The organism is Amycolatopsis sp. QT-25, assembly GCF_029369745.1.
Lineage (GTDB): Bacteria > Actinomycetota > Actinomycetes > Mycobacteriales > Pseudonocardiaceae > Amycolatopsis.
Genome location: NZ_CP120210.1, coordinates 6549644 through 6573452, shown reverse-complemented (window position 1 = coordinate 6573452; position 23809 = coordinate 6549644). Strand labels below are relative to the sequence as shown.

General features: G+C 68.3%; 24 protein-coding genes and 2 pseudogenes. 14 read left to right on the top strand and 12 right to left on the bottom strand.

Going from position 1 to position 23809, the window contains the following annotated elements:
• Positions 1-19: 19 nt before the first annotated feature.
• Positions 20-1483: an NAD-dependent succinate-semialdehyde dehydrogenase gene (locus P3102_RS30690; protein ID WP_276363893.1), complete on the top strand. Its 1464-nt coding sequence runs from the start codon at positions 20-22 to the stop codon at positions 1481-1483.
• On the top strand, positions 1480-2538 hold the full coding sequence (locus P3102_RS30685; RefSeq protein ID WP_276363892.1) for a tartrate dehydrogenase: 1059 nt from the start codon (positions 1480-1482) through the stop codon (positions 2536-2538). Before P3102_RS30690 ends, P3102_RS30685 begins: the two co-directional genes overlap by 4 nt.
• A 555-nt stretch (positions 2539-3093) precedes the next feature.
• On the opposite strand, the pseudogene P3102_RS30680 reads toward P3102_RS30685, so the two are convergent.
• A pseudogene (locus P3102_RS30680) lies at positions 3094-3225 on the bottom strand (cation transporter); the annotation flags it as partial.
• Positions 3226-3562: 337 nt separating this feature from the next.
• On the opposite strand from P3102_RS30680, the gene P3102_RS30675 reads away from it, so the two are divergent.
• Positions 3563-4039: a DUF4262 domain-containing protein gene (locus P3102_RS30675; protein ID WP_276363890.1), complete on the top strand. Its 477-nt coding sequence runs from the start codon at positions 3563-3565 to the stop codon at positions 4037-4039.
• 4 nt (positions 4040-4043) lie between these two features.
• On the opposite strand, the gene P3102_RS30670 is transcribed toward P3102_RS30675, so the two are convergent.
• From P3102_RS30670 to P3102_RS30660, 3 genes are read right to left on the bottom strand one after another with little or no spacing between them, the layout of a single operon-like run.
• Complete coding sequence (locus tag P3102_RS30670) at positions 4044-4736, bottom strand: GntR family transcriptional regulator (protein WP_276363889.1); 693 nt, start codon at positions 4734-4736, stop codon at positions 4044-4046.
• Positions 4737-4739: 3 nt separating this feature from the next.
• The gene (locus tag P3102_RS30665) at positions 4740-5510 is read right to left on the bottom strand and encodes a maleate cis-trans isomerase (RefSeq protein ID WP_276363887.1); all 771 of its coding nucleotides are present in this window, start codon (positions 5508-5510) and stop codon (positions 4740-4742) included.
• Positions 5511-5554: 44 nt separating this feature from the next.
• Positions 5555-6295, bottom strand: coding sequence for an Asp/Glu/hydantoin racemase (locus P3102_RS30660; protein WP_276363886.1), 741 nt, complete (start codon positions 6293-6295; stop codon positions 5555-5557).
• Positions 6296-6392: 97 nt separating this feature from the next.
• Here P3102_RS30660 and P3102_RS30655 point away from each other — a divergent pair, with 97 nt between their 5' ends.
• Together P3102_RS30655 and P3102_RS30650 are read left to right on the top strand one after the other, a co-directional pair.
• Entirely contained in the window at positions 6393-7382 is a 990-nt protein-coding gene (locus P3102_RS30655) for a D-2-hydroxyacid dehydrogenase (protein ID WP_276363884.1), read from the top strand.
• A gap of 7 nt (positions 7383-7389) precedes the next feature.
• Complete coding sequence (locus P3102_RS30650; RefSeq protein ID WP_276363882.1) at positions 7390-8766, top strand: amidase; 1377 nt, start codon at positions 7390-7392, stop codon at positions 8764-8766.
• 45 nt (positions 8767-8811) lie between these two features.
• Here P3102_RS30650 and P3102_RS30645 read toward each other — a convergent pair whose 3' ends face one another.
• Positions 8812-10032: an MFS transporter gene (locus tag P3102_RS30645; RefSeq protein ID WP_276363880.1), complete on the bottom strand. Its 1221-nt coding sequence runs from the start codon at positions 10030-10032 to the stop codon at positions 8812-8814.
• Positions 10029-10547: a helix-turn-helix domain-containing protein gene (locus tag P3102_RS30640; RefSeq protein WP_276363878.1), complete on the bottom strand. Its 519-nt coding sequence runs from the start codon at positions 10545-10547 to the stop codon at positions 10029-10031. Before P3102_RS30640 ends, P3102_RS30645 begins: the two co-directional genes overlap by 4 nt.
• Before the next feature lie 203 nt (positions 10548-10750).
• Here P3102_RS30640 and P3102_RS30635 point away from each other — a divergent pair, with 203 nt between their 5' ends.
• Positions 10751-11455 (top strand): aldo/keto reductase, encoded by a 705-nt coding sequence (locus P3102_RS30635; RefSeq protein WP_346660205.1) that lies wholly within the window; start codon positions 10751-10753, stop codon positions 11453-11455.
• Here the strand turns inward: P3102_RS30635 and pqqB are convergent.
• The 5 genes from pqqB to pqqA form a co-directional block, all read right to left on the bottom strand.
• On the bottom strand, positions 11445-12308 hold the full coding sequence (gene pqqB / locus P3102_RS30630) for a pyrroloquinoline quinone biosynthesis protein PqqB (RefSeq protein WP_276363876.1): 864 nt from the start codon (positions 12306-12308) through the stop codon (positions 11445-11447). The genes P3102_RS30635 and pqqB overlap by 11 nt on opposite strands.
• Positions 12305-13387 (bottom strand): pyrroloquinoline quinone biosynthesis protein PqqE, encoded by a 1083-nt coding sequence (gene pqqE / locus P3102_RS30625; RefSeq protein WP_276363875.1) that lies wholly within the window; start codon positions 13385-13387, stop codon positions 12305-12307. Before pqqE ends, pqqB begins: the two co-directional genes overlap by 4 nt.
• Positions 13378-13650 carry a pyrroloquinoline quinone biosynthesis peptide chaperone PqqD gene (pqqD, locus tag P3102_RS30620; RefSeq protein ID WP_276363874.1) on the bottom strand — a complete coding sequence of 91 codons (273 nt, stop codon included), beginning with the start codon at positions 13648-13650 and terminating at the stop codon, positions 13378-13380. The genes pqqE and pqqD overlap by 10 nt, the downstream gene beginning before the upstream one ends.
• A 2-nt stretch (positions 13651-13652) precedes the next feature.
• Positions 13653-14333, bottom strand: a complete 681-nt coding sequence (gene pqqC, locus P3102_RS30615) for a pyrroloquinoline-quinone synthase PqqC (protein ID WP_276363873.1) — start codon at positions 14331-14333, stop codon at positions 13653-13655.
• A gap of 87 nt (positions 14334-14420) precedes the next feature.
• On the bottom strand, positions 14421-14516 hold the full coding sequence (gene pqqA / locus P3102_RS30610; RefSeq protein ID WP_276363872.1) for a pyrroloquinoline quinone precursor peptide PqqA: 96 nt from the start codon (positions 14514-14516) through the stop codon (positions 14421-14423).
• A 315-nt stretch (positions 14517-14831) separates the two neighbouring features.
• On the opposite strand from pqqA, the gene P3102_RS30605 reads away from it, so the two are divergent.
• A complete protein-coding gene (locus P3102_RS30605; RefSeq protein ID WP_276363871.1) occupies positions 14832-15818 on the top strand; it encodes a PQQ-dependent sugar dehydrogenase in 987 nt (328 codons plus the stop codon).
• 75 nt (positions 15819-15893) lie between these two features.
• Here the strand turns inward: P3102_RS30605 and P3102_RS30600 are convergent, their stop codons facing one another.
• A complete protein-coding gene (locus tag P3102_RS30600) occupies positions 15894-17270 on the bottom strand; it encodes a wax ester/triacylglycerol synthase family O-acyltransferase (protein WP_276363869.1) in 1377 nt (458 codons plus the stop codon).
• A gap of 95 nt (positions 17271-17365) precedes the next feature.
• Here P3102_RS30600 and P3102_RS30595 point away from each other — a divergent pair, with 95 nt between their 5' ends.
• The 7 genes and pseudogenes from P3102_RS30595 to P3102_RS30565 form a co-directional block, all read left to right on the top strand.
• A complete protein-coding gene (locus P3102_RS30595) occupies positions 17366-18418 on the top strand; it encodes a glutathione S-transferase C-terminal domain-containing protein (protein ID WP_276363868.1) in 1053 nt (350 codons plus the stop codon).
• Entirely contained in the window at positions 18402-19559 is a 1158-nt protein-coding gene (locus P3102_RS30590; RefSeq protein ID WP_276363866.1) for an FAD-binding oxidoreductase, read from the top strand. The genes P3102_RS30595 and P3102_RS30590 overlap by 17 nt, the downstream gene beginning before the upstream one ends.
• Positions 19552-20172 (top strand): pyridoxamine 5'-phosphate oxidase family protein, encoded by a 621-nt coding sequence (locus tag P3102_RS30585; RefSeq protein WP_276363864.1) that lies wholly within the window; start codon positions 19552-19554, stop codon positions 20170-20172. The genes P3102_RS30590 and P3102_RS30585 overlap by 8 nt, the downstream gene beginning before the upstream one ends.
• Positions 20173-20415: 243 nt before the next feature.
• Positions 20416-22047: a thiamine pyrophosphate-binding protein gene (locus P3102_RS30580; protein WP_276363863.1), complete on the top strand. Its 1632-nt coding sequence runs from the start codon at positions 20416-20418 to the stop codon at positions 22045-22047.
• The gene (locus P3102_RS30575) at positions 22044-22691 is read left to right on the top strand and encodes a hydantoinase/oxoprolinase N-terminal domain-containing protein (protein ID WP_276363861.1); all 648 of its coding nucleotides are present in this window, start codon (positions 22044-22046) and stop codon (positions 22689-22691) included. Before P3102_RS30580 ends, P3102_RS30575 begins: the two co-directional genes overlap by 4 nt.
• A 4-nt stretch (positions 22692-22695) precedes the next feature.
• The gene (locus P3102_RS30570) at positions 22696-23388 is read left to right on the top strand and encodes a GntR family transcriptional regulator (protein WP_276363859.1); all 693 of its coding nucleotides are present in this window, start codon (positions 22696-22698) and stop codon (positions 23386-23388) included.
• Between the two features lie 15 nt (positions 23389-23403).
• A pseudogene (locus P3102_RS30565) lies at positions 23404-23573 on the top strand (aspartate aminotransferase family protein); the annotation flags it as partial.
• Positions 23574-23809: the final 236 nt, after the last annotated feature.

Below are 23809 nucleotides of genomic sequence, written 5' to 3'. Positions count from 1 at the left end.
AACATGGAGGAGCGTGGGGATGAGCTCGATCAGTGAGGCCGGCGTAATCAAGGCGGTCGGCAAGGAACTGTTCATCGGCGGCAAGTGGGTGACCGCCACGGACGGGAAGACCTTCCCCGTTCTCGACCCCTCGACAGGCGAAGCCCTGTGCGAGGTGGCCGACGCGTCACCGGCGGACGGCGTCCGCGCACTCGACGCGGCCGTCGCCGCCCAGGCCGACTGGGCGAACGTCGCCCCGCGTGAACGCGGCGAGATCCTGCGCCGCGCCTACGAACTGCTGATCAAGCGCGCCGACGAACTCGCGCTGCTGATGACGCTAGAGATGGGCAAGCCGCTCGCGGAATCGAAGGGCGAGATCACCTACGCGGCCGAGTTCTTCCGCTGGTTCGCGGAAGAGGCCGTCCGGATCGGCGGTGGCTACGCCGTCGCTCCCAACGGGTCGGGCCGGTTCCTGGTGACGAAGCAGCCCGTCGGACCGTGCCTGCTGATCACCCCGTGGAACTTCCCCACGGCGATGGGCACCCGCAAGATCGGCCCCGCGGTCGCGGCCGGCTGCACAATGATCATCAAGCCCGCTGCTCAGACCCCCCTTTCGATGTTGGCCCTCGCGGCGATCCTCGCCGAGGCAGGATTGCCGGAAGGTGTGCTGAACGTGCTCACGACGTCGGACTCCGGCGGCGTGATGGAGCCGCTGATCCGGGACGGCCGTGCCCGGAAGCTGTCCTTCACCGGCTCGACCGGCGTCGGGCGGAAGCTGCTGGAACAGTGCGCGGACAAGGTGCTCCGCACCTCGATGGAACTCGGTGGCAACGCCCCCTTCCTCGTGTTCGAAGACGCCGACCTCGACGCGGCGATCGAAGGCGCGATGACCGCCAAAATGCGCAACATCGGCGAGGCCTGTACGGCCGCGAACCGCTTCTACGTCCAGCGAGGCATCGTCGACGCGTTCTCCCGGCGCCTCACCGAGCGCATGGAGGCCCTGCCGATGGGGCGCGGCACCGAAGAGGGTGTCGTCGTCGGCCCCCTCATCGACGAAGCCGCCGTCGAGAAGGTGCGCAGCCTGGTCTCCGACGCCACCGATCGGGGAGCGCGCGTCCTCACCGGCGGATCTACCGTGGACGGCCCCGGTAACTTCTATCAGGCCACGGTGCTCACCGACGTGCCCAAGGGCGCCAGGCTTGCTTCGGAGGAGATCTTCGGGCCGGTCGCCCCGATCACTCCCTTCGACAGCGAGGACGAGGCCATCGCGGCGGCGAACGACACCGAATTCGGTCTCGTGTCCTATGTGTACACCTCCGATCTCAAGCGGGCTCTTCGCGTTTCGGAACGGTTGGAAGCCGGCATGATCGGCCTCAACCAAGGGCTGGTATCGAATCCGGCGGCACCGTTCGGCGGGATCAAGCAATCCGGGCTCGGTCGTGAAGGTGGCACTGTCGGCATCGAGGAGTTCCTCGAGACCAAGTACATCGCGGTGGCTCTGTGACTTCTTATCGGATCGCGAGCATTCCCGGCGACGGGATCGGTGTCGATGTGACGGTCGAGGCCCGCAAGGTCCTCGACCGCGCGGCGGCATCGCATGGTTTCTCCCTGTCCTGGAAAGAATTCGACTGGAGCTGTGAGCGGTACACCAAGACCGGCTCGATGATGCCCGGCGACGGTATCGAGCAGCTTTCCTCTTTCGATGGGATCATTCTCGGCGCCGTCGGCTTCCCCGGCGTTCCGGACCATGTGTCGTTGTGGGGTCTCCTCATTCCGGTGCGGCGCGCGTTCAGTCAGTACGTCAACCTCCGGCCGGTCCGCCTGCTGCCGGGGACGACGTCGGCACTGGCGGGCCGCGGTGCCGAAAAGCTGGAAATGGTGATCGTCCGGGAGAACTCCGAGGGTGAGTACTCGGAGATCGGCGGCAGGCACAATCGTGGTCTGGAAAACGAGTTCGTCCTACAGGAATCCGTGTTCACGCGGGTCGGGGTGGAGCGGATCATTCGTTACGCCTTCGAACTGGCCAAGACGCGGACGGGTCGGGTCTGCTCGGCGACCAAGTCCAACGGGCTCATTCACTCGATGCCGTTCTGGGACGAGATCTTCGTCGAAATCTCTTCGGAGTATCCGGACGTGCACGCCGAACAGTGCCATGTCGACGCGCTGGCCGCGCGGATGGTGCAGGCGCCGGACCGGCTCGACGTCGTGGTCGCTTCCAATCTCTTCGGCGACATCCTGAGCGACCTGGCGGCGGCCGTGACGGGCGGGCTCGGAATGGCGCCTTCGGGCAATATCAATCCGACCGGTGAGTTCCCTTCCATGTTCGAGGCGGTCCACGGCAGCGCTCCCGACATCGCCGGGCAGGGCATCGCGAATCCGGTGGCGCAGATCCTGGCGGGGGCGATGTTGCTCGACCATCTCGGGGAAACCCTTGCGGCACAAGCTGTTCGTACCGCGGTGGAAAAGGTTCTCGAGGAGGAGACCGTGCAGACCCCTGACCTCGGGGGGAAGTCCACCACCGCCGAACTCGGGTCCGCGGTGGTCGCCGCTCTATCTTGAACCCTCCGCATAGGGGTGTGTCAAGTCCCGGAAGTCATGAATGGTCCATTCATGACTTCCAGGTGCAGGAAGGCTCCCTTCCTTGCGCCAGGCGCAAGGAAGGGGCCTTCCCGTGTTCGGGGGGTGAGGCGATCTTGATGTTTCGTGCGGGCAGGGTGCGACGCCACAGCGATCGGTGTTTCGCTGTCGCATTGGGACACTGAGTGTCTTCGATGCGAACTGGGGATCCGGCTCGACTGTCGAGTCGCCACTCATGTCTCTGGAGCGACCAGTCACCCCCAGGCCCTAGACGGCCTTGCCGCGTCACGCGTGTCCCGGGCCGGATGTGCGAGTTCCGCTTCCGATCACGCCAGTTCGCTCCTCAGGCGCGCGAGTTTGGTCCCCGGTCACGTGAGTTCGGCCCCCAAGCGCGCGAGTTTCGTCTCCAAGCACGTGAGTTCGGTTTCCGAGTAGGCGAGTCCGACTTCCCCGTGCCAGGAAAGGTCCCTTCCTTGCAAATTTCGCAAGGAAGGGACCTTTCCTGGCACGCAAAGCGCGAACCTGACAGGCCGAGGCTCAGGTCAGTGTGCGGTCCAAGTCCGGCTCCAGGTAGATCAGCTTCGCCGTCGGCACCTTCGCGCGCACACGCGCTTCGGCGTCGTCGATGACCTGCGCGACGTCAGCGGTTCAACCCGGACACCGCGAAAGCCACTTCCAGGACCTTCGGCGTCCCCAAGCGGCCTTCGCGGCTCCAAACCGGTTAGAGGCGCGCCGGATGCACCTTGTGGAGCAAGGAGAAACCGACGTGTCGCACGCCGTGGCTTCATGTGGCGCTGGAACGTCGAACGTCCCCCATGCCACATGGAGAGTGTCGACTCGACAGATTTTTCGAGCAAGGCGAAAGTGTTGCCCTGAAAGGGAATCACGGCACGAAACCCGTCGCGAAAGGAGCGTTCGCCGCCTGCGCGCCATCCGGGCCGTGAGTTTTTGTCGGTGCCCCGGTGCAGAGTGTCGATCATCGAATTCGACGACTGGAGGAGTGCCGATGTGCTGGCATTGCGACAACCCCGGGAAGAGCCGCAGCGACTACCTCATCGAGGAGGTCCGTCCGCTGATCCGGAAGTACGGCTGGATGGTGCAGACGGTCGAGCGCGGAAGCGCCCAACCCGGTTTCGCGTACACGGTCGGGCTCACCGACGCCGGGTTGCCGGAACTCGTCGTCACCGGGCTGAGAGAGCGAAGATCCGGGCAGCTGCTGAACTATTTCGCCCAGCAGGTGGTCCGGTCGGGGCCGCCGGAAGCGGGTGAGGTGCTGCCCGCCGCGGTGGGATGGCCGGCGTTCGAGGTCGTTCCGCTCAGTTCGCCCTCGGCGCATCTGCTCACCGCCGCGCTCCTGTACGGCGAGGACATCCGTGCCCTGCAATTGGTCTACGAGGACGAGCACGGCAAATGGCCGTGGGACAGGGAGTTCCGCGGCGGGACGGGCGGGCAGCCGGTGCTGGGGGCGCGGGGCCGTGGCTGAAATCTCAAGGCACCGCGGGAGCTTCGCCCGCTTTCAGGCTGGTTCCCGGGGCCAGTCGCTGGACGGCGTCCTCCATATGGGCTTCCAGCAGCGACAATGTGGTCTCTTCGTCTCCCGCCCGCAGGGCCTCGATGATCCTGGTGTGCTCGGTGACCCGTTCTTCGACCTGCTGGTAGGTCGCCTGCAGCGCGGTGAGGCACATCCGGGTCTCGATCAGCAGGGTCCGGGCCATCCGAACGAGCCGCTTGCTGCCGGAGGCGGCGATCAGCGCCTCGTGGAAACGGAGGTCCGCCCAGGAGAGCGCGGTCGGATCGTCGTCGTCCGCGGCGGCGGCCATGGCACTCACCGCCTGTTCGAGTTCGGTGGCGACCCGTTCCCGGTCACCGCGCAGCGCGCGCAGCATCGCGGCTCGCTCGATGGCCGAGCGCGCCGAGTAGATGTCGTAGACGTCGCCGGGTTCGAGGTCGATCACGAACAGGCCGCGGTGACGCTCGCTGCGCAGGAGCCCTTCGGAAACGAGGTGCTGCATCGCCTCCCGCAACGGTCCCCGCGAAACCTGGAACCGGGAGGCGAGATCCGTTTCACCGAGCTGGGTGCCGGGAGGGAGAGCGCCGGTCATGATCGCGTCCCGCAACTGGCGCGCGATGATCCCGGCGGTCGACTCCCGGCTGACGGGCTCGATTTCCGGCAAGGACATGGTTCAGTCGCTCCTTCTTCCGAACAGCGCGCCCAGTGTGCGGACGAGCGGCGACTTTCCCGTGAGCCGCAGCCCTTCCCAGACGGTGACCTGATTGGCGGTCAGCACCGGCTTGCCGAGCCGGGTCTCGAGCGTGTTGATCTCGCCGAGGGTGCGCATGGCGGTGTCGGGGACGAGCAGCGCGTCGGCGGCCGGGTGATCGCGGCTCACGGCGAGTTCGACGACGGCTTCCGGACTGAGCTCGCCGACCTCGGCGGCGGTGTCGATGTCCGCGCTGCCCATCGAGACCACTTCGATCCCGCCCGCGCCGAGGAACTCGACGAACAACCGCGCGATGTCGTCCGGATAGCTGGCGGCGACCGCGACCCGCCGGACACCGAGGGCCCGAGCGGCGTGGACGAAGGCGAAAGAGGTGCTCGACGCCGGAACACCGGCGACGGCGGCCAGCTGGTCGGCCTGGTCGCGGGCGCCTTCCCAGCCGTAGACGAAACTGCCGCTGGTGCACGCCCACACCACCGCGTCCGGTTCGTGTTTGGCCAGCAGTGCGGCGCCGTCGGCGAGCCGGCTTTCGCTACCGAGGTCGAGCAGTTCCGGGACGGCGTGCAGATCGGTCCCGTAGATGTGCTCGACCGGCAGCTTGATCCCGGCCATGTCCCCACCGAGGAGTTGCTCCGCGAGCGGGTAGTCGTCTTCGGCCGCGTGGTCGGGGTAGATGAATCCGATCGTGGTCGTCGCGGACGGCGGCTCGGGTGGGGTGAGCGGCGAGATGGGCACGGGACCTCCGGAGGGCAGATTGTCGACAATCGTAAGGGAAGAGGTCAGTCGACCTCTCGTAGCCACTTGCCGGGCCCGACGATCGGCAGGTTCATCCGCCGGAGACAGGCCCACATCGTGAGCTGGTTCGCGGTGAGGACGGGTTTGCCGAGCGCGCTTTCGAGCGGCTCGATCAGATCGTAGGTGGGGAGGTTGGTGCAGCTGACGAAGATGGCTTCCGCGTCGGCGTGGTCGGCGGCGAGGATGCGTTCGGCGATGGTCCGGTAGCCGACCTTCCAGATGCCGCCGCCCAGGCCGAGATGGTCGCTGGAGACGGTGCGGACGTCGAGTTCGGCCAGGAAGTCGTGCAGCTTCCCGGTCAGGTCGCCGTCATAGGGCGTCAACACCGAGAGCCGGTGAAGGTCGAGTTGGTGCAGGACCTCGGCCAGCGCTCCGGACGTGGTGACGGCGTCCGTCGCGCCGGCGTCGCAGATCGCCTTGGTCAAAGAACGTTCGTAGACCACACCATTGACGAAGCTTCCGGAGGCGCACAGATAGGCGACGACTTCGGGCTCCACGTGGAGCACGTCTCGCGTGGCGGCGGAGAGATGCCTGCTGTCACTGACGAGCCGGGCCATCTCCATGCTGACGGGGACGGGTTCGTACGGCGTCCGCGCCAGATGGAGGGAGACCTCCATGGGCACCCAGCGCCACAGCTCGCGTTCCAGGGCCAGGTCGAAGGGGGCGATCACGCCGATGCCACGTTGTGCCAACGGGCCTTCGAACTCCAGTAAGTCGAAATCCAAGTCTCAGCCTCCGGAAACTTCTGCTGTCACAGTCCGGTGCTCCGGGGGTCGTCCTCGGATTGTTGACAATCATACGAGCCACTTTTACGGTGTCAACGTGATCGCCTCGGAGACCCCTGTGCTGGCGGTGCTCTGCGGAGACACGCGCCCCCCGGACATGCGCGCCATCGAGGCCCAAGCGGTGGTTCGGTACACCGACGAGGCCGGGTTGGCCGACGCGTTGTCCGGTGCCGACGCGTTCTTCGTCTACGACTTCCTTTCGACCGCCGTCCCGGGTGCCTGGCACGCGGCCGACCGGCTGCGCTGGCTGCACATCGCCAGCGCGGGCGTCGACCCGGTGCTCTTTCCCGGGCTGCGGGAGAGCGACGTCGTACTCACCAACTCGCGAGGGGTGTTCGACGGGGCGATAGCCGAGTACGTCCTCGGGGTCGTCCTCGCGTTCGCCAAGGATTTCGTCCGTTCGTGGGACCTGCAGCGGCATAAGCAGTGGAAGCACCGGGAAAGTGAGCGGATCTCCGGTCGCCGGGTGCTCGTGGTCGGCACCGGGCCGATCGGCCGGTCGATCGCGCGGCTGGTGCGGGCGGCCGGGATGTCGGTGGCGGGCGTCGGACGTCGTCCTCGTGCAGGCGATCCCGATTTCGGAGACGTGTACGCCTCTTCGGACCTGGTTCGCCATCTTCCCGAGGCGGATTACGTCGTCGCGGTCGCGCCCTTGACCGAGCAGACGAAAGGCATGTTCGACGCCGAGGCCTTCGCCACGATGAAGCCCGGCGCGCGGTTCGTCAATGTCGGCCGCGGCGAACTGGTGGTCACCTCGGACCTGGTCGGCGCGCTGCGGGACGGCTCGCTCGGAGGGGCGGCGCTCGACGTCTTCGACACCGAGCCGCTACCTCCTGAGAGTCCTTTGTGGACTATGGAGAACGTGCTGATCTCGCCGCATATGTCGGGTGACTTCGTCGGCTGGCGCAATACTCTGGTAGAGGTGTTCGCGGACAACTTCCGTCGCTGGCGCGCGGGGGAGCCGCTGCGCAACGTCGTGGACAAGCAACTCGGATACGTGCCGTCGGAGACGCTTCGCCAAGGTTAGGGGCCGGATGAACGACACCAAGTCGACCGCGAGTGAGCTCGTCGCCGCGTATGCCACCGGAGAGCTGTCCCCCGTCGAGGCCACTCAAAACGCGTTGCGTGCCATCGAAGAACGCGACGGTGAGACGAACGCTTTCTGCCTTGTCGAAGCCGATGGCGCGCTCGAACAGGCGAAAGCGTCCGAAATCCGCTGGCGGGACGGCAATCCGATCGGCTGGCTCGACGGCGTCCCGGCCTCGATCAAGGACATGTTCCTGACCCAGGGCTGGCCGACGCTGCGCGGTTCGCGGTGCATCGACCCGGACCAGGCATGGGACGTCGACAGCCCGGTCACCGCGCGACTGCGGGAGAACGGCTTGGTGCTGCTGGGGAAGACCACGACGCCGGAACTGGCGTGGAAAGGCGTCACCGACAACACGCTGACCGGGATCACCCGCAACCCGATCGACCCGTCGAAGACGGCGGGCGGGTCCAGTGGGGGCAGCGCCGCGGCCGTGGCGGCGGGGATGGGGGAACTCTCCGTCGGCACCGACGGCGGCGGCTCGATCCGGATTCCGGCTTCGTTCTGCGGGATTGTCGGCCTCAAGCCGACGCACGGCCGGATTCCGCTGTTCCCGGCGAGCCCGTTCGGGCCGCTCTCGCACGCCGGCCCGATGGCGCGTTCGGTCGACGACACGGCGCTGCTCCTCGACGTCCTCGCGATGCCCGACCATCGTGACCCGGCCGCGCTCGCCCCGCCTGTCTCGGCCTACCGCGAAGCCGTCCGCCGGGACGTGCGCGGGCTGATCGCCGCGTACTCGCCGACGCTCGGCTTCGTCGACGTCGACCCGGAAGTCGCGGCGATCGTCAAGTCGGCGGTCCAGTCGCTGGGCGACGCGGGTCTGCACATCGAGGAGACCGACCCCGGCTTCACCGACCCCAAACCCGCCTTCGACATCTTGTGGTCGACGGGGGCGGCCAAGTGGCTGGACGCCTTCCCCGCCGGTTCGGAGGCGAAGGTCGATCCCGGACTGCGGAAGGTGTGGGAACTCGGCAAGACCTTCTCGGCGAGCGACTACCTCGACGCCAACTCGGAGCGGGCCGCGCTGGGCATCCTGATGGGCCAGTTCCACACGCGCTACGACGTGCTGATCACGCCCACCCTGCCGATTCCCGCCTTCGAAGCCGGGCACGAGGTGCCGCCGGGCAGCGGACTGAGCGGCTGGCCGGACTGGACGCCGTTCACCTACCCGTTCAACATGACCCAGCAGCCCGCCATCAGCGTCCCGGCGGGGCGCACCTCCCGTGGGCTCCCGGTGGGTCTGCAGATCGTGGGCCCGCGGCACTCCGACGACCTGGTCCTCGCGGTCGCGAAGCTGCTAGAGGAGGTCCGTCCCTGGCCGTGACCTGCGGAAAGGGAGCAAGGGACCTTTGCTGTCACTTCCACGGGGTCAGAGCCGGGCGGCGTGGGTCTTCCGGACGAGCCCTCGCACCTGGCTGCTGCACAGTGCGAGACAGGTGGCCGTCACGACCAGGGCGGCGCACGCGAGCAGCGTCGTGCCGACCCCGAAGTGCTGCGCGGCCGGCCCGGCCGCCATCTGGCCGAGCGGCAGGGCGATGAAGGAGCCGAGCATGTCGTAGGAGTAGACACGCGCGAGCTTTTCGCCGGGCACGTTCTCCTGCAGCGAGACGTCCCACGCGACCACGAACTGTTCGATCGCCAGGCCGGACACGAACATGGCCGCCAGCAGCAGCGGCAGCCACGGCGCTTGGCCGAGAAGGAGCAACGGCGGCGCTTCGAAAAGGATCACCGCGACGCCGACGAACAACGCGCGCCGTGGCTGCCATCGAGCCACGAGGATCCCGCCGACGAGTGAGCCGATCGTTTGCGCGGCGAGGGCGAACCCCCAACCGGAGCGGCCGAAACTACTGTCGGCGACGACGGGACCGAGGATCGCGATCCCGCCGGCGATGACCGCGTTCACCACCATGAACTGCGCGACCACGACCCACACCCAGGTCCGTGACCGGAACTCGCGCCAGCCTTCGGCGAGTTCCGCCAGCGGGCGACTGCCGGGGACCCGTTCCCGGCGGCTGAGGCGGATACGCCGGTAGGACAGGGCGGAACCCAGGAACAGCAGCGCGTTCCCGCCGAGTGCCCAGCCGGGGCCGGCCGCGGTGACCAGGATGCCGCCGAGGCCGGCGCCGGCGATCCGGCCGGAGTTCGAGAGCAGCCTGCCGAGGGCGTTGGCCGGTGCCAGCAGTTCGGCGGGCACCGTCGACGGGGTCAGTGACGCCGAGGCGGGCGCGGAGATCGCGGACACCGCGCCGTTGACCACACTGAGGCCGACCAGCAGCGGGATCGACGCGAATCCACAAAGGACACTCGTCGCGATGACCGCCTGGGTCAGTGTGGCGGCGAGTTCGGTGCCCTGCAGGATCACCGAACGCGGCAACCGGTCCGCCAGCACCCCGCCGAACAACAGCAGCACCACGCTCGCCACCGAACGCGCGCCCACGACGATGCCGATGTCGACGGCCGAACCGGTCAGGTCGATCACCGCGAACGCCAGCGCGAGCGGGGCGACGGCGTTGCCGAACTCCCCGAACGTGCGACCGCCGATCAGCCAGCGGAAGTTGTGGTGGCGCAGGGGCTCGCGCAGCGACGTCACGATCGTGTCATCTCGAACAGCGACACCGTCGCGCTGACCGGGATCGTGTCCCGAGTGCGGGGCGGCCGCGCGGCCGAGTGCAGCAGCCTGCTCAGTTCGCGCGCGTGTTCGAGCGCCTTCTCCCAGGTCTCGCGGTCGACCCACATCTCCGCGTCCGTCATCGACGCGCGTTCGCCCGGAACGCGAAATTCGCTGCGGCGCTTGAGTTCTTCGGCCATTGTCGCGAGGAGAAGCTGCTCCTCCCGCGGGTTCGTCGAGGTGAACCGCGCTCCGGACTCCGGATCGTGCCGGTAGCGTTTCGCCAGCCCTCCTCGAATCCGCACCACCTCGGCGACGTCGAGCAGGCCGGCCTCGTGCAGCCGCCGCAGGTGATAGCTGACATTCGCCTGTGTCTCACCGAGTTCGCGCGCGACCTCGGCCGCACTCATCGCGACACCGGTCAAAAGCGACAGAATGCGCAACCGTACGGGGTGGGCGAGGACACGCAGCCCGTCGAGGCCGGGAGATTCGGACATGAGGCGAGTATCGGCTGCCGGACGCCGACCGTCAAACAGTTATTTGGGGGTTCGTCGGCTGGGAGATCCGGTGTGGTGAACCGGCGTCTGTGCACTGCTGAAGTCATGCGTACGACGCCACCGGGCAGGAGTGGTCTCGAGGATCGCTTTCGGCACCTTGGCGGCTCGGCGGGGACTGAGGTTCCTTCGACGAGGACGCGGCCATCGCCGCGATCCGTTATGCCCGCGAACTCCGAGTCGACTTCTTCGACACCGCCCAGGCCTACGGTTTCGGGATGTCCGAAGCGATGCTCGGGAAGGTGTTGCGCGAAGAGCTCAAGCGCGACCGCGACAACCTCGTCCTCGCCACGAAGGGCGGCATCGAGCCGCGTTCCGACCGCTCGCGCGACTCCCGGTGTGAGTGGCTGACGCAGGGAATCGAGGACAGCCTTCGTTTCCTCGACGTCGACCACATCGACCTCGGCAGGAATTTCGTCGACGCCGGAAAGATCCGGCACGTCGGTGTCTCGAACGACGACGCCGCGGGGCCGGCCGCCTTCGGCCGGACCCGTCCGGTGGAGACTTGGCAGCCGCCGTACCACCTGTTCCGCCGTGACGTCGAAACCACTGTGCTGCCGTACGCGCGGAAGAACGACATCGGCGTGCTCATGTACAGCCCGCTGGGCAGTGGCCTGCTGACCGGTTTTTCACGCCGGAGACGACGTTCGAGAAGGCCGACTGACGTTCCCGGTCTTCGGCGTTCACCGGGGAGATCTTCCGGCGCGATCTCGCCGTCGTCGACCGGCTCAAAGAATTCACCGCGGCCGAAGCCGACCTCACCGCGGAAGACCTCACCAAACTCGATCGGCTCATTACCGACGCCGTTCCCGTGTCGGGCGCGAGCCCGGAAGACGTCGCCTAGAGCTTGAATTCACTGCCGTCCAAGGGAAGTGAGGCGCCGCCGGCCAGGACGGCGGCGTGCTCCGGCGAGGCAGGGTCGATCACCGGGTTCGTGTTGTTCAGATGCGTATACGCCCAACGCGGGCCGGGGCGGAGCTTCGCTAGACTTCCGGTGATCGGCAGATGCCCCATCGCCAGCTGGGCGCCGTCGCCGACCTTCGCCGCGGTGGCACCCGACATCTCGTCCGGCGCGAAGAAGGTTCCGTCCAGCAACACGAGGCCGGCATCGCGGGTGAACTCGTCGAAGCCGTCCGGCCAGCTCTTCAGACAGGGAGCGTACACGAGGACACCGCCGGTCTGCGGATCCTCGATCCGGTACGCCACCACCCACGAACCATCCTCGGTGGACGAACGCGCGTACTTCGGCCGCTTGTCGCTCACGGGAAGCGTGCTGACCCGAAGACCGTCGATGGCGACCTCCGACGACGGCAGCCAGTCCCAGCCGCCGTAGCCGTCGATGATCGAGCGCGCGGGGAACTGTTCGGACAGCGCGTGCAGGACGGCGTCCGGCGCCCACACCGGCAGCCCGCCCGCTTCCCGCAGCAGAAGCAGGCCGAGTGAATGATCGAGTTCGGCGTCGGTGAGCAGGACCCCGCGCAGCGGGATCTCCCTCGGCCCGGGCCCGGCGCGCAACGGTGGTGTGGCGAGAATCTGCGCGCGGATGTCCGGTGACGCGTTGAGCAGGTACCAGCCCTGCCCGTCCGCGCTCACCGCGACGCAGTCCTGCGTCCGCGGCGGCGCGGCCGAAACGCACAACGCGCAGGCGCAGTTCCATTGCGGGAAACCGCCGCCCGCCGCGGTGCCGAGCAGGATCACCCTCATCGCGGCGCCCGCATCACGAGGTCGTCCGTTTTCGGGGGCGTGGCGAGGATGAGGTCGACGACGTCGCGCTGGGGCGATCGTGAGCACACCGGATCCGTGGCCGCGGCGTCGCCGATGAGCTGGAACGCCTGGCACCGGCAGCCGCCGAAGTCGATCGCGCGGCGTTCGCAGGTGCCGCAGGTGTCCGGCATCCAGTCCTCGCCGCGATAGGCGTTGAAGGAACCGGATTCGTACCAGATCCACGCCAGCGGCCTGTCCCGCACGTTGTCGAATTCCAGCGTCTCGATCGCCGTCGACGCGGGGCACGGCAGCACGTTCCCGTCGGGCGCCACGGTCAATTGCCGTGCGCCCCAGCCGTACATGCAGGGCTTCGGGTACCGCTCGTAGTAGTCGGCGACGACGTAGATGATCTCCATGCGACCGCGCAGCCGTTCGATGGCCGCGCGCACGATCGGCTCGGCCTCGTCGAGTTGCCGCCTGGTCGGCATCAGGGCGTCGCGGTTGCGCAGGGCCCAGCCGTAGTACTGCGTGTTGGCCAGTTCGAGCCGGTCCGCGCCCATCGCTTCGGCGAGGTCGATGATCCCGGCGAGCTGATCGTGGTTCTGCCGGTGCAGGACGACGTTCACCGAAAGCGGCAGGCCCGCCTTCTTGATCAGCTCGGCCGCGACCAGTTTCCGGTCGTGGGCCCGTGCGCCGGCGAGCCGGTCCGCGCGTTCGGCTGTCGCGCCTTGCACGGACAGCTGGATGTGCGCGATGCCGCGTTCGACGAGATCGTCCAATCTGGACTCCGTCAGACCGAGCCCGGACGTCACCAGGTTCACGTAGCAACCCAGTTTCGTGGCGTGTTCGACCAGGATGGGCAGGTCCGGTCTGGCGAGTGGTTCGCCGCCGGACAGGTGCACTTGGAGCACACCGAGTTCCCGTGCCTGTGACAGCACGGAAAGCCATTCCTCAGTGGACAGTTCGCCGTCGCGGGCGATCAGCTCGACCGGATTCGAACAGTACGGACAGTGCAGCGGGCAGCGATGGGTCAGCTCGGCCAGCATGCCCAGTGGCGGTGCCGCGGGTTTCAGGTCCATTCGACGATCCGCCGTTCTCCCAGCCGGGACAGAAGGTCCAGGATTTCGTCTTCGCGCACACCGGCGTAGCGTTCGGACAAGGCCGAAGCGATCGCCGCGACGTCTGCGACGCCATCGCAGAGCCCGAGCACGGCGGCGGCGGTCGGATTGGGGACGAGCACGCCTTCGGGGAACAGGAGGACGTGCGTTTCCCTGGTCTGGTCGTAGCTCAGCCGGACCCCGCGCCGCAGCCGCGGCACCGAGCCCGGTTCGAGGGTGCTCATCGCTACTCCTGGTCCGCGGCGCGCTCGATGGCGTCGAGCATCGACCAGAGCACGTCGGTCTTGAACGACAACGCCGCGATCGCCTTCTCCTGCTGCTCACGGGTGACGGCGTGCTGCACCACGATGTCGAGCGTCCCCTTGCCCTCACCGGAGACCTTGTCGATGCGATTGGTGAAATAGTCGAGGTCGTCCCGCGCGATCCACGAATAGTTCGCCAGCATGTCGGCGACCCGGCGCTGCATGAGATGGCCGGCGAACATTTCGGTCAGCCCCGAAGCGACCGCTTCGAGCCAAGGTTTCGTGCGGGCGAAAGTCACGTAGGCGTCGACGGCGAACCGTACGCCGGGGGCGACGTGTCGCTGATCGAGAACCTCCTCGCGGTCGAGCCCCACCGCGGTGCACAAGCGGAGCCATCGCTCGATTCCGCCGTCTCCGGCCTTGGTCCCATCGTGATAGACGATGCGGTCGAGCCATTCCCGGCGTATTTCCGGTACCGGGCAGTTGCTGATGATCGCCGCGTCCTTCTGCGGGAGCACGCATTGGTAGTACCAGCGGTTCGCGGCCCAGATCCTCAGCTCGTCTTCGGACAGGTCGCCGCGGTGCATCCGCTCGTGGAACGGATGGGTGCCCCAATAGCGGTGCGAAAGCCCGCGCAAGGCCGCGATGAAGTCCGACGACGACATGAGGGACACCGTGCTGCCTCCAACGGCTCGCTGATCGGGACGGGCGGTGCGGTGGTGGGGGCGGGCCCCCCACCACCGGATGCGAGATCAGTCCTCCATGCGGGCCGCGTAGGCGGTGACCTCCATGGGGGTCTCGTACTCGACGAAGTCGGGGGTGGTCCATACCTCGACGGTTTCGCTCATTTCTACTCCTAACGTCCACATGGGATCGAACAGGGGCCGAGCCCCCGTCACCCTAGAAGCGGGCCGCCGATTCTGACCAGACGTAAGAACCGACTTCCGGCGGGGTTTTGTAAAGGTTCCTACCTATGGCCGATCGAGCCGCCCCGATGGTCACCCTCGGCACACGCAACGGTTAACGACAGGGGCTTCCGATAGCCCGTCCAGTGGTGTCCGTTTCATCCTATGGTGTGTTTGTATCCAACTTGGCGGATGCACCCGACCATCCGTCCACCGCCGCCATCCGAGCTCCAGGGGTGTAGCTGAAGGAGGCGTCCCATGTCCTTACGTCGTACTCTCGCCGCCACGTTCGCCGCGGCGACGGCCGTGTCGATCGCGGCCGTCCCGGCGGCGGCCGCCGAAGCGCCGTCCGTCCAGGCGATCAGGCAGCTCGCGAGCGGCCTCGACCAGGCCTGGTCGATCGACTTCCTGCCCGACGGCACCGGCCTCTTCACGCAGAAGGACGCCAAGACGATCAGCAAGATCGACAAGGCGGGCAAGGTCACCACGGTCCAGACCATCCCCGGGGTGAGCGTCACCGCGGAAGCCGGCCTGCTCGGCATCGCCGTCTCGCCGAACTACGCCGCCGACCAGACGGTCTTCATCTACTACACGACCAGTTCCGACAACCGGATCGCCAAGCTGAAGCTGGGCCAGACCCCGACGCCGATCGTCACCGGCATCCCGCGTGGTTCGCAGTACCACCACGGCGGGCGGATCAGGTTCGGCCCCGACGGCCATCTCTACGCGGGTACCGGCGACGGTCAGAACGGCGCCAACGCGCAGAACAAGAACTCCCTCGGCGGCAAGGTCCTGCGCGTCACCACCGACGGCGCGGCCGCGCCCGGCAACCCGTTCAACAGCCGCGTCTACTCCTACGGCCACCGCAACGTCCAGGGGCTGACCTGGGCGAACGGGCAGCTGTACGTTTCCGACATCGGCGCCAACAGGCTCGACGAGCTGAACAAGATCGACCCGGGCAAGAACTACGGCTGGCCGACCTGCGAGGGTCCGTGCAGCACGGCGGGGATGACCAACCCGGTCAAGGCCTGGCCGACGTCCTCGGCGACGCCGAGCGGACTCGCGGCTTACCAAGGCTCGCTGTACATGGCTTCGCTCAAGGGCGGCACGTACAAACTGGACCTGAACGGCAACGGCGGCAAGCTCTGGACCAACCTCGGCCGCACGCGTGACGCGGTCGCCGGCCCGGACGGCCGCCTGTACACGATCACGCCGGGCGCGCTCTACGTCTCCGACGGCAGCTAGCCCCCCGACGCGTTTCGGCACCTGGTTGCGGTGGTCCCACGTCGAACCGCCGCAACCAGGTGCCGAAACGCGGGGTCAGCCGCGCCCGACGGACACCGCGTGTTCGAGTTCGACCAGCGCGGTGTCCAGGTGGGTCAGGATGCGCTGGAGATGCGGGACGCTGCGGCGGCAGCCGGTGATGCCGAAGTCCAGCTCGTCCCCGTTGCTGGTGAGCGTGATGTTCAGCGCCTGCCCGTCGAGCAGCACCGACGCCGGGTAGATGCCGTCGAGCGACGCGCCGTTCCAGTACAGCCGCTTGCGCGGCCCCGGCACGTTGGAGATCACCAGGTTGAACGGTGGTTTCGTGTTGTTCACGAAACCGGGGATCGGCGACACGCCGAGCCGGGCGACGTTGATCCCCGACAGCAGCAGTGTCTGTAGCGGGGTCAGCTCCGAGAACAGCTTCTTGCCGTTCCGCATGGACGCGCTGATCGTCGCGAGCCGTGCGGCCGGATCCGTCAGGTGGGTGGCCAGGTTGCACAGCAGCGCGCCGATGTTGTTCCCCGCCGCGTCCCCGGTGTCCCTGCGCCGCAGGGACACCGGGACCATCGCGGTCAGCGGCGTGTCGGGAAGCGCGTTCTGTTCGATCAGGTAGTCGCGCAGCGCGCCCGAGCACATCGCGAGGACGACGTCGTTGCGCGACACCCCGGCCGCCGTGGCGATCTCGCGGACCCTGTCCAGCGACCACGACTGCGCCGCGAACCGCCGGGCGCCGCCGATCGGGACGTTGAACATCGTCTTCGGCGCCTGCGAGGGCAGCGTCAGGGTGTGTTCCTGGAACGCCTCGCGCGCCACCTTCATCGCGGCGGGCGCGATCCCGGCGAGCTGGTTGACCGTCTTGCCCATGGTCTGGAACAGCGAGGCGGAAGCCTTGCCGTTGCGGCTCCCGTCGGGTTCGGGCCGCGAGCCCCACGGCGGCGGGCAGTCGAGGTCGAACGGGTCTTCCGACAGGGTGCCCTGCAGATGCCGCAGCGCCGAGACGCCGTCCATCAGCGCGTGGTGGATCTTGCTGTAGATCGCGAACCGGCCGTCCTGCAGCCCCTCGATCAGGTGGATCTCCCAGAGGGGGCGATGCCGGTCGAGGAGGGTGCTGTGCCAGCGTCCGGTCAGCTCCAGCAGTTCGCGGATCCGGCCGGGCCGGGGCAGCGCCGAATGCCGGAAGTGGTAATCGAGTTCGAGGTCGGTGTCGGTCGACCAGGCGAGGTGGCCCGCGGTGGTGAGCGGCCGGGCGGGACGGCGCCGGAACACCGGGCGCATGTTGTCGGAATCGAGCAGTTTCCGCCGGATGTCGCGCAGGTAGTCGGGTCCGGCGTCCTCGGGTTTCTTGAACAGTTGCAGCCCGCCGACGTGCATCGGATGTTCACGCGTCTCGACGAGAAGGAACATCGAGTCGGTCACGGGCATGAACGGCATCGTCGGACCACCTTCCGCGCTACGGCGTGCGAGCACGCCGGGTGCCAGAGTTTACGCACACCGAAACCACCATCTCACGCTTTAGGGTGGATCACATGACGATCCCGACCGATCCGCAGACGGGCAGGTTCGAGGTACGTTTTCCCGCCGAGAACCCCTCAGGAGAGTTCCGTCGGTCCGCCAACCATTTCGACGCGCGCGTCACCGCCGACGGCCGTGACGGCTGGCCGGTGGAGGCGGGGAGATACCGGCTGGTGGTCAGCCGGGCCTGTCCCTGGGCGAGCCGAGCGCTGGTCGTGCGGCGGCTGCTCGGTCTCGAGTCCGCGCTGAGCGTGGCCGTGGCCGACCCGATCCAGGACGAGAAGAGCTGGCGGTTCACCCTCGATCCCGACGACCGGGATCCGGTACTCGGCATCAAGTACCTGGCCGAGGCCTATCACGCGGCCGACCCGCACTACATGGGCGGGATCAGCGTTCCGGCCATTGTGGACATTCCGAGCAAGCGGCTCGTGACCAACGACTACCCGCGGATCACCCTCGATCTGTCCACCGAATGGACCAGTCTCCACCGGCCCGGTGCGCCCGACCTCTACCCGGAGCGACTGCGTGACGAGATCGACGACGTCAACGTAGGCGTCTACGCGGACGTCAACGCCGCTGTGTACCAAGCCGGGTTCGCGACCGGACAGGCCGCGTACGAAGACGCGTACATCCGGCTCTTCGCCATGCTGGACGTGCTTTCCGAGCGGCTGGAAACACAGCGCTACCTCGTCGGTGACACGATCACCGAAGCGGACATCCGGCTGTTCACCACGCTCGTCCGCTTCGATCCGGTCTATCACGGGCATTTCAAATGCAACCGGAACAAACTGACCGAGATGCCGGTGCTGTGGGCCTACGCCCGTGATCTCTTCCAAACGCCGGGTTTCGGTGACACCGTCGACTTCGACCACATCAAGCGGCACTACCACGCGGTGCACGAGCAGGTGAACCCGACGCGGATCGTCCCACTGGGACCGGACCTGTCCGGCTGGACGGCGCCGCACCACCGGGAGCAGCTGGGCGGGCGCCCGTTCGGCGACGGCACGCCGCCGGGACCGCCGCCCCAGGACGAACGGATCGGGGACCCGGATGGAGCCACTCCCTGAACGCGCCGAAGTCGTCGTGATCGGCGGCGGCATCATCGGGGTGAGCTGCGCGTACCGGCTCGCCGCGGCCGGGGTCTCGGTGCTGCTGCTCGAACGCGGGCTCCTGGGCGGGGGCTCGACGGCCAAGGCCGCGGGCGGGATCCGGTCGTCGTTCACCACGCGCGTCAACATCGAGATCGGGCTGCGCGGGCTGGCCGAGTATGCCTCTTTCGCCGAGACGTACGGGACCGAGATCGACTTCCGTCGCGACGGCTACCTGTACCTGGTCACCGACGCCGCCGACCTGCCCGAATTCGAACGCTGCGCCGAACTGCAGAACTCCTACGGCGTCCGCAGCCGGCTCGTCGAGCCCGCCGAAGCGCGGCGGTTCTCCCCGCTGATCGACACCGAAGGCGTGATCGCGGCCCTGTGGTCGCCGGACGACGCCAAGGCGACACCGGACTCCGCGGTCCAGGGCTACGCGCGGGCGGCCCGCGGGCACGGGGCGATGCTGAGGACCGGTGTCGAAGTCGTCGGGATCGAACGCGACGGCGACGAGATCACCGGTGTCCTGACCGGTGAAGGCCTCGTGCGGACGAACGCGGTGGTCTGCGCGGCGGGTGCGTGGTCGGGACGGATCGGCGAACTCGCCGGCGTCGACCTTCCGGTGCGGCCGTTCCGGCGGCAGGTCGTGTTCACCGGGCCGGTCGCGGGCCTGCCCGGATCGGTGCCGCTGACCATCGAGATGCCGTCCGCGTTCTACTTCCACCGCGAGGGCCTCGGCCTGGCGATGTCCTTCTGCGACGGTGACGGCGATCCCGGCTTCGACACCCGCTACCAGCCGGGCGACTGGCTGCCGGAACTCGCCGAGATCGCCGCACGCCGGGTGCCCGCGGTACTCGGCGCGGGAATCCGCGGCGGCTGGGCCGGGCTGTACGAGGTCACCCCCGACCGCAACCAGATCGTGGGGGAAAGCGTCCACCTGTCGCGGTTCTTCTACGCCACCGGCTTTTCGGGACACGGGTTCCAAATGGGCCCGGCGGTGGGGGAGCTCGTGCGGGACCTCTACCTGGGGCGGGTCCCGGCCATCGACATCACCGGGCTCGATGTCCGCCGGTTCGCCGGCGACCGGGCCGTGACGAGGGAGCACAACATTGTCTGAGTTCGTCGAAGTCACCACCGAGGCGGAACTGCGCGAGATCCTGCCGCCGCCGCTGGAGCGGACCGCGAACAAGGCGCGCCCGAAGCTGCACGAGATGGACCGTCAGTGGCTCGCGGAGTCGCCGTTCGTGCTGATCGGGACGTCGGCGGCCGACGGCACCTGCGACGTCTCGCCGAAGGGCGACCCCGCCGGGTTCACCCTGGTGCTGGACGACTCGCGGATCGCCATCCCGGAGCGCCCCGGCAACCGGCGCGCCGACGGGTTCCGCAACGTGCTGTCGAACCCGCACGTCGGGCTGATCTACCTGATCCCCGGCCGCGGCGACACCCTGCGGATCAACGGCCGCGCGCGGCTCGTGCGGGAGGCGCCGTTCTTCGACGACATGATCGTCAAGGGCAGCCGGCCCAAGCTGGCGCTGGTGGTCGACATCGACGAGATCTTCCACCACTGCCAGAAGGCGTTCATGCGGTCGAAGCTCTGGTCGCCGGAAAGCTGGGCGCCCGATGCGCTGCCGTCGCGGGCGATGCTCTCCAAGACCTTCGAACGGCCGGAGGATTCCCTCGCCGACCTGGAGACCTACTACGGTCCCGCCTACGCGACCGGGCTGTACTGAGGCCACTGTCCGTGAAGGCAGCCTTGGCGGACCTTCGTTCGCTGGGTGATCAGTACCGGGACCGGAACGCCTCTTCGACGATGGAGGAATGGGGACACTCAACGTCCCGAATCCTCCATCGTCGACACCCGGCACGCGCCGAGTGGTCGACCCGCATCACCGCCCTGGTCAAGGTTAGGTAGCCAATACCGGGGACGGCGTGATGGTTGCTGGATCGTTGAACGATCTGGCACTATCGGCGGGGTGCCTGCACCCACCGGAGCCCAGCATCTGGCCGACGCGCTGACCGCTCTGGGGGCCGAAGTCGTCTTCGGTCTCCCCGGGGTGCACAACCTGCCGTTATGGGAGGCGCTGGCCGCTACGGACATCCGGCTCGTCGGTGTCCGGCACGAGCAGACGGCCGGGTACGCGGCGGACGGTTATGCCCGCGCGACCGGCAAGCTCGGTGTCGCGCTGGTGACCACGGGGCCCGGCGCGGCGAACACGCTCGCCGCCGTCGGCGAGGCCATGGCGTCGGCCGCGCCGGTGCTGGTCATCGCGACCGACATCCCGTCCACGCTGCGGCGGCCCGGCGTGGTCCGCGGCGTGCTGCACGAGACCTCGGATCAGCAGGCGATGTTCGCGCCGGTCACCAAGGCCGGGTTCACCGTCCCGAGCGCCGACCAGGTCGCCGCGACGCTCCACCGCGCGGCCCGGCTCGCGCTCCAGCCACAGAGCGGGCCGGTGTACCTCGGCATCCCGGCCGACTTCCTGTCGGAGCGGACACCGGCGCGTCGTCCGCCGAGGTCGCACGCCCGGCCCGCCGAGATCCCGGATCTCACCGAGGCCGAGACAGCCCTGGCCACCGCCGGACGGCCGCTGATCTGGGCGGGCGGTGGCGCGTCGCGCGCCGGGGCGGGTGAGGCGATCGGGAAGCTCGCCGAACGGCTGGCCGCGCCGGTGCTCACCACGTTCGGCGCTCGCGGCCTCCTGCCGGTCGATCATCCCTGTCTCGCCCCGAATCCGGTGCACGCGCCCGAGGTCGGGGCGCTGTGGGACGAGGCCGACGTCGTCCTCGCCATCGGCACCGACTTCGACGGGCTGATGACGCAGAACTGGCTGATGCCGCAGCCGGAGAAGCTCATCGCGATCAACGTCGATCCGGACGACGCCGCCAAGAACTACCAGCCGGACATCACGCTGGTCGGCGACGCCCGGGTGCTCACCGAGGCGCTCAAGGTCGAGGAACGGCCCGGTATCGCGGCTCTCGTCGGCAGGCTCGCCAAGGTCTCCGCGCGGGTCCGCCGGCGGATCAGGGAAGAAGAACCGCAGGCGGCGGATCTGCTGGCCACTTTCGACGAGGTGTTGCCGCCGGACGCGGTCGTGGTCGCGGACATGTGCGTGGCCGGATACTGGATCGGCGGCTTCCACCGTGTCCGCGCGCCGCGCAAACTCGCGTACCCGATGGGCTGGGGCACGCTCGGCTACGGCTTCCCTGCCGCGCTCGGCGCCGGTGTCGCGGGCACGGGCCGCGCGATCTGCGTCAGCGGTGACGGCGGATTCCTGTTCGCCTGCGGTGATCTCGCCACGATGGCGCAGGAGCAGTTGCCGGTCACGGTGATCATCGTCGACGACGGTGGCTACGGAATGCTGCGTTACGACCAGGACCGGGCCGGCCTGCCGCGCCGGGGCATCGATTGGGACAGTCCCGATTTCGTCGGCCTGGCGCGGTCTTTCGGTGTGCACGCGGACCGCGTGTCCGGGTTCGGACGCGCGTTCCGGCGACTGCTCGGTGAGTTCGTCGAGTCCGACGAGCCGAACGTACTGGTCGTCCGCGCGAAGATGGCGCCACCGCTCAACGCCTCGCCGCGCTGGTATCGCAAGGAATCCCCGTGACCGGCCTTCGCGTCGGCGTGGACATCGGCGGCACGTTCACCGATCTCTGCGTGCTCGACGAGAGCGGTGCCGTCGCCCCCGGCAAGGTGCTGACGACCCGCGACGAGCCTGCTCGCGCGGTGGAGGAAGGTCTCAAGAGGACACTCGCCGACGCCGGGTCGCACGCGGATGACGTCGAGCAGTTCGTGCACGGGACCACGCTGGTCACGAACGCGCTGATCGAGCGGGAGGGAGCACGCACCGCCCTGCCGGCGACGGCCGGTTTCCGTGACGTGCTGGAGATACGGCGCAAGGTCGCGGTGGTCTTCGGCGGCGCGAGGGGCATCGGCCTCGCCACGGTGAAGGAGTTCGTCGCCGAGGGCACGGCCGTGTTCTCCAGCGACGTCCGCGAACTCGCCGAACCCGCCGAAGGTGTCCGGCACTCCCTTGTGGACGCGGCGGACGAAGGACAGGTCGACGAGTTCGTACTCGCCGAGACCGACCGGGTCGGCGAGGCGTGGGAGGTCGCGAAGGCGGTCGTCTTCCCGGCCGGTGACGAGTCGCGGTCCGGCAACGGGGTCGCGCTGCCGATCGACGGTGCCGAGGCCGCCGGTGCCCTGCCGGGCAACCGGTACGGTCTCGACTTCGAACTCGGCGTCAGGTAGCGCCATGTCCACTTCGGCCGCCGAGGAGGCACTGGCCCGCGACAGACCCTTGCTCGAACGGAGCGGGACAGCGGAGCGGGTCGCCGAGATCCTGCGCCAGCGCATCACCGAAGGGGTGTTCCCGCCCGGGTCGAGGCTTTCCGAACCGTCGATCAGCGCCGCACTGGGTGTTTCACGCAACACGCTGCGCGAGTCCTTCCAGCTCCTGGCGCACGAGCGGCTCGCGGTACACGAACTCAACCGCGGCGTGTTCGTCCGGGAACTGACCGTGCAGGACATCTCGGATCTCTACGTGATGCGGCGGGTCACCGAATGCGGTGCGCTGCGACGGGCGTCCGAATTGTCCACTGTGGACCTTTCGGCCATCGGGACCGCGGTGCGGGAGGGACATGCCGCGGCGGGCGAAGACGACTGGCAGGCCGTCGGGACCGCGAGCATCGCGTTCCACCAAGCGGTGGGCGACCTGGCGGGCAGCGAGCGGGTCAGCACGACGATGCGTCAGGTACTGGCGGAGACGCGGCTCTTCTTCGTCCTGACGGAGAACACGCGCGCGTTCTTCGAGCCGTTCCTGCGGCGGCACGAGCGGATCCTGCGGGAGCTGGAACGAGGACGGTTCGGGTCCGCGGAGACGGCGCTGGAGAAATATCTGCGGGACGCGGAGAAACAGCTGCTGGCCGCTTACGGCCGGCGGGATTGAGCGTCGGGTCGTTTCCTCGCCTCCGACGCGGGCGCGCCGAACCGGTCGCAGCGGGCCGGCGCGCGCGAGGAGGGCGTCCTCGTGCGAAACCCGGCCAAGGGGATCGCGGCGTCGCCGCCGCTGATCGCGGCGGAGGCCGAACTGGACCTGCTCGCTTCGGCCCTGCCCGCGCGCTCGACCGGCTGGTCCAGCGGGCTTCGTCAGGCCAAGACGCAATGAAGGGGCCTTTCCTGGCGAATTTCGCCAGGAAAGGCCCCTTCATGTCACGTCCGCCGCAACCGGCACGGGCAAGTGTCGAGTGCGGTGCGTGACGTGCACGAGGGCCGCGCGCGCGGTCATGAAGGGCACAGCCGACGGGACCAAGTCCCTTCATGACCCCCCAGCGCGGCGGACCCGCATGGGCCCGCCGCGCTGGAGGCGG